The sequence below is a fragment of the Caulobacter sp. S45 genome, from assembly GCF_903642205.1.
Lineage (GTDB): Bacteria > Pseudomonadota > Alphaproteobacteria > Caulobacterales > Caulobacteraceae > CAHJWH01.
This window is the reverse complement of sequence record NZ_CAHJWH010000126.1, coordinates 1-9343: the sequence shown is the minus strand read 5'-3', so window position 1 is coordinate 9343 and position 9343 is coordinate 1. Positions and strand designations below refer to the sequence as shown.

Annotated in this window: 9 protein-coding genes; 3 read left to right on the top strand and 6 right to left on the bottom strand. The window is 65.3% G+C overall.

Annotation, left to right across the window (positions count from 1 at the left end; genetic code table 11):
* Positions 1 to 232 precede the first annotated feature (232 nt).
* Together HUV06_RS12090 and HUV06_RS12085 are read right to left on the bottom strand one after the other, a co-directional pair.
* Positions 233 to 994 (bottom strand): Sir2 family NAD-dependent protein deacetylase, encoded by a 762-nt coding sequence (locus HUV06_RS12090; RefSeq protein WP_174301520.1) that lies wholly within the window; start codon positions 992 to 994, stop codon positions 233 to 235.
* 5 nt (positions 995 to 999) lie between these two features.
* Positions 1000 to 1467: a GFA family protein gene (locus tag HUV06_RS12085; RefSeq protein WP_174301519.1), complete on the bottom strand. Its 468-nt coding sequence runs from the start codon at positions 1465 to 1467 to the stop codon at positions 1000 to 1002.
* Between the two features lie 63 nt (positions 1468 to 1530).
* Between HUV06_RS12085 and HUV06_RS16675 the strand changes: the two genes are divergently transcribed.
* Positions 1531 to 1944: a GFA family protein gene (locus HUV06_RS16675; protein WP_174301518.1), complete on the top strand. Its 414-nt coding sequence runs from the start codon at positions 1531 to 1533 to the stop codon at positions 1942 to 1944.
* A 101-nt stretch (positions 1945 to 2045) separates the two neighbouring features.
* On the opposite strand, the gene HUV06_RS12075 is transcribed toward HUV06_RS16675, so the two are convergent.
* Positions 2046 to 2666: a DUF938 domain-containing protein gene (locus tag HUV06_RS12075; protein WP_174301517.1), complete on the bottom strand. Its 621-nt coding sequence runs from the start codon at positions 2664 to 2666 to the stop codon at positions 2046 to 2048.
* Positions 2667 to 2784: 118 nt separating this feature from the next.
* Between HUV06_RS12075 and HUV06_RS12070 the strand changes: the two genes are divergently transcribed.
* Entirely contained in the window at positions 2785 to 3216 is a 432-nt protein-coding gene (locus tag HUV06_RS12070) for an MOSC domain-containing protein (RefSeq protein WP_217433827.1), read from the top strand.
* A 314-nt stretch (positions 3217 to 3530) separates the two neighbouring features.
* On the opposite strand, the gene HUV06_RS12065 is transcribed toward HUV06_RS12070, so the two are convergent.
* The 3 genes from HUV06_RS12065 to HUV06_RS12055 form a co-directional block, all read right to left on the bottom strand.
* Positions 3531 to 6938 carry a DEAD/DEAH box helicase gene (locus HUV06_RS12065; RefSeq protein WP_174301516.1) on the bottom strand — a complete coding sequence of 1136 codons (3408 nt, stop codon included), beginning with the start codon at positions 6936 to 6938 and terminating at the stop codon, positions 3531 to 3533.
* 78 nt (positions 6939 to 7016) lie between these two features.
* Positions 7017 to 7532 (bottom strand): S9 family peptidase, encoded by a 516-nt coding sequence (locus HUV06_RS12060; RefSeq protein WP_174301515.1) that lies wholly within the window; start codon positions 7530 to 7532, stop codon positions 7017 to 7019.
* A 93-nt stretch (positions 7533 to 7625) separates the two neighbouring features.
* Positions 7626 to 8003: a helix-turn-helix domain-containing protein gene (locus HUV06_RS12055; protein ID WP_174301514.1), complete on the bottom strand. Its 378-nt coding sequence runs from the start codon at positions 8001 to 8003 to the stop codon at positions 7626 to 7628.
* Positions 8004 to 8093: 90 nt separating this feature from the next.
* Here HUV06_RS12055 and HUV06_RS12050 point away from each other — a divergent pair, with 90 nt between their 5' ends.
* Complete coding sequence (locus HUV06_RS12050) at positions 8094 to 8705, top strand: FMN-dependent NADH-azoreductase (RefSeq protein ID WP_174301513.1); 612 nt, start codon at positions 8094 to 8096, stop codon at positions 8703 to 8705.
* The last annotated feature ends 638 nt before the right edge of the window (positions 8706 to 9343 follow it).

Here is a 9343-nt window from a genome sequence, read left to right as displayed (position 1 = left end):
CCCCAGATTACCGACCCCGCGGCTCCGCCAATCCGACCCGAGCGGCACGTGCCGACATCGATCACTACCCTCCGAAGACGGCTCACCGTCGCCCTGGTCTCCAAGCTTCACCGATGTCCATGCTGTAATCAGACAAAATATGCCTCGACGCCAAACGCGTTTGTGACTCCAGTAGGACTAACTGTAAGCCACCAAGCTGTTGGCACGGTGCGAAGCGGAGATACAATGGCGGCTAGGACGCTGAGCCGAGACAGCGGTCAACGGCCTCGGAGAGTGTGGAACCGATCTCGGCGTTGAGAACTGGGTCGGCGTAGTTGTCGAGCTCGGTCCGCTTACGCTTCACGATCGCCAACCGCGCACCGTTGCGCTTAGCCAGGATTGGGAAGGTCGCCGCCGGGTAGACCTGGAGCGAGGAACCGAGGGCGAGAAAAAGATCGCACGCGTGCGTCTCTGTCTCCGCCCGCGCCATCTCCGCTTCCGGCATGGCCTGGCCGAAGGAGACGGTGGCGGTCTTCACCCAGCCGCCGCAGCGTCGGCACGCAGGCGGCTCGCTTGTCGCCAGAAAAGCATCTCGTAGCTCCCCCAGCTCATAGTGCATCCCGCAGTTTAGGCAGGTGGCGTAGCTGGCGTTGCCATGCAGCTCGATGACCTGGTCGTAAGGGCAGCCCGACGCTTGGTGCAGGTTGTCGACGTTTTGGGCGATCACAACCGAAGCCTTGCCGGCGTGGATCAGGCGAGCGATGGCGAGATGACCGCGGTTTGGCTCTCGTCCCGTCCAGCCGGTCGCGCCGGAGAAGACCCGGGTCCAAGCTTCCCGGCGCTTGTCGCGGTGGCGCGTGAACTCCTGGAAGGTGATTGGTTTCATCCGGCTCCACACCCCGCCGGGACTGCGGAAGTCCGGGATGCCGGACTCGGTCGACACGCCGGCGCCAGTGAAGACCACGATGCGTCGTGCCTCCGACAGAAAGGCGGCGAGTTGGCCGGCTGGAGCCATCGTGCTCATGTGTCGGAGCGCGGCGAGGCGGCTGTGTCGTAGTCGGGATGCTGATAGGAGACGATCGTCGCATGCTCGGCGATCTCTAGCACCTCCGACTCCGCAGGCAGGCTCGCAAGGTCATCCACCCAGGTAAGGCGCGAGGCGCGAGCCAGCTGGATCATTGGCTGAGCCAGGGCCGGGTCATCCAGCGCGCCGATCGCCACGTCCACACTCCCGCCGTCGGGCTCGAAGGTGAGCGGCGTGCCGCAGTCTTCGCAGAACCCGCGGCGGACCGCGTTTGAGCTCCGGAAGCGCTTGGGTTCGCCGCGCGTCCAGCGGAGCCCCGGCGCACCCACAAGCGGGCCGTAGAAGCCGCCGAACGCCTTCTGGCACATGCGGCAGTGACAGATGCTCGGCCGCCCGAGCGGGCCGTCGACCGCGAAGCGCACGCCCCCGCACTGGCAGCCCCCAGTGACACCAGTCTTGCTCATCCCTGCCTCCGCCGCCAACGGCGCCCTCCCGTCTTACCTGTGTGTTGTGCTAGGCGATCGCCTATGGCGATCACCGGTGGGTGCCTCTGCAGCGCGGTTCAGTACGAGGTAAAGGCAGAGCCTATCACGACGCGTACCTGCTGGTGCCGCGAGTGCCAGTTCATTGGCGCGGGAAGCGCCACGGTCAACGTCTGCTTCCCTTCCGAAGCTCTGACGGTCACGGGTGAACTTCAAGATTTCACGAGCACGGCTGACAGCGGCGCTCGGATGCACCGCCGCTTCTGTCCTGCCTGCGGGACGCACCTTTTCAGCGACGCGGAGCCGCGGCCCCATCTCACCTTCGTTCGAGCCGGGACCTTGGCTGACCCGGAGATCGCCAGACCAGAGATGACCATCTGGACCTCTCAGGCGCCCAGCGGGGCCTGCATCGCAGACGACATTGCGAGCCTCTCGCGCCAAGCGCCTCCTGCTGCTTGACTACGTCTCAACGACTGGCGTCTGGCTCGAGCTGCGTAGAAGGTCATGCGCACGCAGCGCGTCATGAGTTCAAGATCAGGGGCGAACCGTGTCGAAGATCATCATGGCTTGCGGTAGACCAGCGTAAGATTGTTGGCCGGCATCTCCAGGCGCGTCTGTATGGTCAAGCCCTGAAGACGACCAAGAGCGCTGACATCGTCCACACAACGCAAACCCCACGCGGGATTGCGGCCCTTAAGGCTGAGATCGAAGTCCATGTTGCTGGGCTCGGTCTCGACGCCGGGCTCCAGGAAGGGCCCATAGAGGAAGAGCAGGCCGCCCGACGGCAGCACGCCGGCCGCCCCCGCGATCAACCCCTCCGTCGCAGCCCACGGCGAGATGTGAACCATGTTGATGCACACGACCGCGTCCGCCCCTCTGACCGGCCAGGATGCTGGATCGGCGGCGTCCAACCTGAGCGGCGCCAGGAGATTGGGCGATCCGCCGTGGGCTCGCCAGGCCACGATGCTGGCCAGGGCGTCAGGATCAGCGTCGGTCGGCAGCCATTGCAGGTTGGGGGGCAGGGCCGAGGCGAAATGGAGGGCGTGTTCGCCCGAACCGGCCGCGATCTCCAGCACCAGCCCCATCTCGGGGAGATGCGTGCGGAGCGCCTCCAGGATAGGATCACGGTTGCGGCTGTTGGCAGGGGCGAGCAACGCGCCGGGTGGAATAGGATCGGACATCCGGCCAGCATAGCGGACCCAGGGTCCCGCCGCACAATCGAGCCTGGATGACGTACGCTGCGCGCGAGCATGGCGGGATGCCGCTCACGTCGCCTGATCCCCACTCAGGGAGCCGCACTTGTTGAATCCATCGTCTGGGCTGCAACGATTGCTGGACGGTCCAGTAGGCCCCGGGCGGCTCGTCTGGATCGGGCTGCGATCCGCTCGGCGGGGGCCGGTAGGCGAGGTCGAGAGTGCGCGTCTGTCGCCCGAAGACGGGCTCGCAGGTGACCGCTATGGGGGTCGCGCCGGGGGCAAGCGCCAGGTGACGCTGATCGCGCGCGAGGACATGGCCGCAGCCGCGAGTTTCCTCCGCAGGCCCGAGCTGCCCCCCGTACTACTGCGGCGCAATCTCGTTACGGAAGGGATCAACCTGATCGCCCTGAAGGACCGACGCGTGGGCATCGGGGGCGCGGTCCTGGAGATCACCGGCGAGTGTCACCCTGCTCCAGGATGGAAGAGGAGCTTGGTCCTGGCGGGTACAACGCCCTGCGTGGCCACGGAGGACTGACTGCGCGCGTTATAGCGGCGGGCCTGATCCAAGTCGGTGACGCCATCTGCCGATTGGATGGTACAGAGACGCAAGACGTAGTGGCCCCGGTGCACGTATTTAATGAGAAGGCAGGCGGCCCAACGCTGCCCCGAGTCGAGTGATGGCGCTTCTCTGGCTTCATCTCAAAAGGGCGCTCAGTGGAACCCCCACCGGCAGTCGCCGAACCGCTCCAGCCTGGTTGCAGAACCGATCTCGGCCACACCGAGCGGGTGAACGGCCCGGAGTGCGCATACATCCCCATTAATTGGGGCAGCCCGCCGCGGGGTTGCGGGTCATCCAAGTAGGAAAGCGATGTCGTCCTCGCTAAGCTGAGCAGGCGTCGCCGCGTCCTCGCTCCAGAGCGCGTCGGCGAGGGCGGCCTTGCGTTGCTGTAACGCCAGGATCTTCTCCTCGATCGTACCCGCGGCCACCATGCGGTAGACGAACACCGGCTTGGTCTGCCCGATGCGATGGGCGCGATCGATGGCCTGGGCCTCGATGGCGGGGTTCCACCATGGGTCGTACAGCACCACGGTGTCGGCGGCGGTAAGGTTCAGCCCCGTGCCGCCAGCCTTCAGGCTGACGAGAATCAGCGACGCGTCGCCTGCCTGGAAGCGCGAGATCGGCGTCTTGCGATCCTTTGTACGACCGGTGAGCTCGACCCAGGTCACGCCCCGGCGGTCGAGCTCGGGTTTGATCAGGTCGAGCATGGAGGTGAACTGGCTGAACAGGATGATCCGTCGTCCCTCCGGGATCATCTCCTCCAGCATTTCGAGTAGCCGTTGGAGCTTGGCTGAGGGTGCAGCTTTGGCCTTCTCGTCACCAATCAGGCGCGGGTCGCAGCAGATTTGACGCAGACGTGTCAGCGCCGTCAGCACGATGATCTGGGCGCGCATCAGGCCGACCCGGCTGATCTCGTCACGTACGCGCTTGTGCATCAGCAGGCGCTGGCTTTCGTGCAAGGCCATCTGCGCCGGATCCAGGGTGATGGAGAGCGGCACGATGGACTTGGCCGGGAGCTCGGTCGCGACAGCCTCCTTGGTGCGGCGGAGCAGGAACGGCTTCAGCTTGCGGGCCAGCCGCGTTCGAGCCGCCGGATCGGTCCCGGGCTCGCTCAAGGCGCGATGCTCTCGCGTAAATGCTCGCTGGCTGCCGAGCAGCCCCGGCGTCACGATCTGGAACAGGGCCCAGGCGTCCAGGAGCCGGTTCTCGACCGGCGTGCCGGTGAGGGCGATCTTGCGCTCGGCGACGAGCGCCTGGGCGGCGGCGTGGCTGGCGGTGCGCGGGTTCTTCAGGTTGTGCGCTTCGTCGAAGACCACGAGTTCGAAGCGCTGCTGCGAAAGAGCCGTCAGGTCGCGCACCAGCAGCGGATAACTGGTGAGCACCACGTCGTGTGCAGCGATGTCGCCATGACGCTGGTGACGGTCAGGCCCGTGCAGCACCAGCACCGACAGCTCCGGCGCGAAGCGTGTGGCCTCGGCCTGCCAGTTCGGCAGCACCGAGGTCGGCGCGACGATCAGAACGGGTCGGCCGGCGCCCTCGCGGACCTTCAGCACGGCGATGTGCGCCAGGGTCTGCACGGTCTTGCCCAGCCCCATGTCGTCGGCCAGCAGGCCGCCCAGCCCCGCCCGTCCAAGCGCCTCCAGCCAGTCGAGCCCGGTCTGCTGGTAGGGACGAAGCGTCGCCATGAACCCTTGGGGGAGAGGCGTGGGGGTGAAGCTCAGCTCGCTGAGCGAGCGGGCCAGCCTGCGCAGCGGCTCCTCCCCCGTCCAGGGTAGGCCGCTCGTCGTCTCCAGTTCTGCGAGCAGGCCCAGGTCCTGTTTGGCCAGGCGTGGGCGCGCGCCCGGTGCGGCGCCAGACTCGTGCGTCGCCAGCAGCAGCAGCGCGCGGAGCATGGGCAGGACGCGATCGGTATCAAGAGTCACGACGCGACCGTCGCCAAGCGCCACCGGCATTTTGTCGCCAAGCCCAAGCGGCCGGCCCACCAGTTCGTCGACCTCACTTCGCCCCAATGAGGAAAGTAGTCGGTAAAGAGCGGGGACCAAGTCGACCCGCTGTCCCTCGACCATGGCGCCGAGCTCCACGTCGAACCAGTCGATCCCCGATGGCGTGATCGCGACTTGCAGACTTTCCGCGTCCGCATGGATCAGCTTCAGCGGGAACGTCGCGCTCTGCTCGATGCGCCAGCCCGCCTGCCGTAGCATGTCCGCGTCGCGCAGAAGGAAGCCGGTGAAGTCCTGAGCCTGCGCTGGCGCATAGGGCGCATGATCCCAAGCCTGGGCGGGCGTGGGATAAACGCCCTCGAACTCGTCGAGCGGCATCAGCTCGGTATCGATCAGGCGTGCGTTCGCCCCGGCCTCCGCCAGCATGTCGCGCGTGAAGCGGACAAGCCCTTCGCCTGAACGAACCAGCTGAGTCCGTTCCTCTGTGCCGGCGTTGATCACGGCCACGCCATAGTCGAAGGCGAGCCTGGCCACCGCGCAGTCCACCTTGACCTTGCGCCCGTAACGCCAGGGTGAGGCGGAGGGCTCATCGATCTGCAGGCGATCGATCTGGAGCGAGAGCACCGGCAGGGGCGACATGACCCCCAGGTCCTGGATGTCGGGTCGAGCGGGGGGAGGGACCCCTTGAGGAGCAGCGTCGCTCCATCGCACCGCCAACGCGTCGATGGCGTCAGGTCCAACCGCGGGCAGGCGCAGCAGCTGTTCGGCGATGGCGGGGGTCACGCCGGCGTTGATGAGGCTCACACCGCCAGATGCCGTATCGATCAACACTGGCGGTGCGGCCAGCGCGACGACAGCGAGATCGGACACCGGCGCCAGCGCCAGGCTCGCCTGTCCCCAGGTGTCGTGCACCCAGTGGAAGGACATCTCGACAGGCTCGGCAAACTGCAGGACGGGCCCACGAACGCCGCCCCACCGCGCACGCCCGGTGGCGATGACCTTCTCAAGCAGGTCGAAGCCACCCACGCTTGCCAGACATCCCTCGGCGTCCATTTCGCCAATGCGCAGGGTCAGCCGGCGCACGAGGTGCTGATCCTCACCGGTGAAGTGGGCGGGGCGGACCATGGATGAGTGATGGAACAGGCTCGACGGAATTCTGTCGCCAGAGCCGATCGGCCGGCCGACCGCGTCGAGGGTGACGTCGACGGCTTCCACGAACAACCGCAACGGTCGTCCGGTCGGGGCCAACGCGGCTGCCGACCGTTTGGCGCTCATGCGAGCGCTAGTCGTCAAGGCTTGCGCCCGGACGGCGTAGAGGATGACCTGCGACGATAAGGGCGCGGCGGCCGCCTGGGCTTCCAGCATCAGCGGCCGCATCGCGCCTAGCCATTGCGATAGGGCAGGGGGAAGAAGCGGCGGCGGTGCGGCGGGTGGGGAGCCACCCGACCTGTCATAGCCGCCAACAACGCCCAATCTTTCACGAAGGCCGTACAGCGTCGCCGCCACGTGCTTGCACCCCTCGCCGACGGGGCAGGTGCAACTTGTGACGAGGCGCGCGCCCGCACCTTGGTCGAAATGCAGGACCACTTCGTAGGGGACCTGCTCGCTACCCTTGACCCGAGCGCGTGCTTGACCCAGCTCGGCGCTCACGGTCAGTTCGCGAACGCGCCCACGGCGCCAATACTCCTCTCCCGCCCCCATCATCCTTGCCGTCTGGACAGCGCGGGCGACCAGGGCGTCGGTGATCTCCGGCAGCATCGGAAGATTTTAGCGGCGCGCTCTGCGTAGGGCAAAGGGCGAGCTGCATTGCGCCTCCAGCCTGTCGTACGATGGTCTTTAGTGAAGGTGCCTGGCGAACCAGTGGGTCAAGATGTGCAGGCGCTCCACGCGGTGGATCGGGGAGCCGACGCGATTCAAGTCATGGTTCTCGTGAGGGACATCGACAAACACCACGTCTCGCCCGAGCTGCTTTAGGGTCGAGAACTCATCCAGGGTCTGATCGAGTGGCGTTTCGGTGTCCTCGTCGGAGTGCAGCAGCATGAGCGGGGTATGGACCGCCTCCACGTAGGTCAGCGGCGAGTCGATGAAGTTACGGCTCTTCGGGTCCCAGGGTTTGCCCCAGGCGAATTCGCGGCCCAGGCCGTTGGAGCTGGCGAGATACCAATGCAGTCCCTGCGTCGCCAGTTCGGAAGCGGGGCGTTCTGAGATGGCCGCCCGGAAGCGGTCTGTGTGGGAGATGATCCACAAGGTGGCGTAGCCGCCATAGCTGCCACCGATCACGCCTAGCTGGGTAAGGTCTTCGTCCGGTCGCCGCACGACCGAGACAAACACCCAGGTGACGTCGTCGAACATGGGTGGGCCTCAGTCGCCCTCCAGCGCCGCCTCGAAGGCGCGGCCATAGCCCACGCTTCCTTCAGGATTAACGGCAGCCTCGCCGCTTTGAGTCTACCGCACACCTCTGGCTTCGTTGAAGGCGGGCCGGTTGTCTTCGATCTCCGCGATGTGGGCTCCGGCCCAAAATCCCAACTCCCGGATCGGAGCCGCCAGCGAGCAACCAAGATTCGTCAGCGTGTACTCCACTTGTGGCGGGATCGTTGGGTGGACAGTGCGCGTCACCATGCCGTCGCGTTCAAGGGCGCGCAGCGTTCTGGAGAGCATCTGCTGGCTGATGCCGCCGATGGTACGTTTGATGTCGTTGAAGCGCCGCGGCCGCTCGGTGAGCGTCAGCACGATCATCACAGTCCAATTGTCGCCGATGAGGCTGAGCACGCTGCTGAAACGGCTGCACTCGACATGGATGGGATGGGAGGCAGTCGGCTCCATATGACCAGGTCCTACGAACGTGCCTTCTTGGCGAACAAGCGTTGGTCGCATAGCTGAAGCAGATCATTTTTCCAGACCGGAGCCAACGACATGAACATCCTGCATATCGATGCCAGTGCGAGCGACGCCGCGACGTCCCATACGCGTCGCCTTTCAAGGGAGCTAGTCGACCGACTTAAGGCGGCTAATCCTGACGCAACGGTCGCGTATCGGGACGTCGTCGCCAACCCGCTTCCTCACGTCGACATGACCATCCGCCAAGCCTGGACGCCCGAAAACAGCGCGGATCCTTTGCTGGTCGAGACCATCGGCCGTTCGAAGGCGCTGGTCGAAGAGCTTAAGGCGGCTGACGTGGTGGTGGTCGGCTCGCCGATGTACAACTTCACGGTGCCCTCGACGCTGAAGGCGTGGATCGATCACGTCTTGATCGCCGGGCAGACCTTCAGCTACACCGCGGAGGGGCCGAGGGGCCTGTTGTCAGGCAAAGCCTACCTCGTGCTGTCGTCAGGCGGCATCTATTCGCAAGGGCCATTTGCGGCGAACGATCACCTCTCGACCTACCTCCAGGCCATTTTCCGCTTCCTTGGCATCAACGACATCGAGGTGATCCGTGCGGAGGGCGTCGCCTACGGACCGGATCAGGACCAGGTCGCGATGGCGAGCGCCGCGGAAAAGATCGAGGTGCTTTCCGTCGCTGCCTGACCAGTGGCCGCCGTCTGGAAGGTCCGCTTGTGGGCGGCCGCTCGCGGCCTCGTGCCCGTCGGAGCTGGCGGGGTCTTGTCTTCTCACCTCCCCTCGACCAGAGATCGAGTTTGCGAGCACGAGATAGGAGCTCGACAGCCGTCCGTCGGACGCGCGCTGGACAGCGATGAGGAGAGGGCTGGTGGGTTCGCAGGGCAGCAATAGCCGCTCACCGGAGAGCGGCCGGTCCCGCGCTCCGGTCATAAGACCGGCTGCAGCTCATCCCAGTGGGCGATTATGCCTTTGACGAACCCGAACGCGCCAGACACGCTGGGACCATGCGTCCAAGCAGCCCAGCAAGTAAATTCAGGTTGGGGCTTATCGTCATCGCGCCCTAAAAAAGTCGGCGTTTGCATGAATTTCCCGATCGGCTTAATGCTTTCGACTTTCCAGCACAACTCAGCCTTTACTGCGTCAGCTTGGTAGATCGATGGGGGAACGGCCATGATTGTGCAGTGAGCTAGTCGCTCCTCTTGGTAAACGGCCTCAATTTTACCGATCGTGCTTCCTTTTGAATGGGATATAATACCAGCCGCCTGAAGCCCTGACTCCCGGCAGGGATTCCCAAGGAGCGCGGAACGTGAGTCGATGAGGGCTCA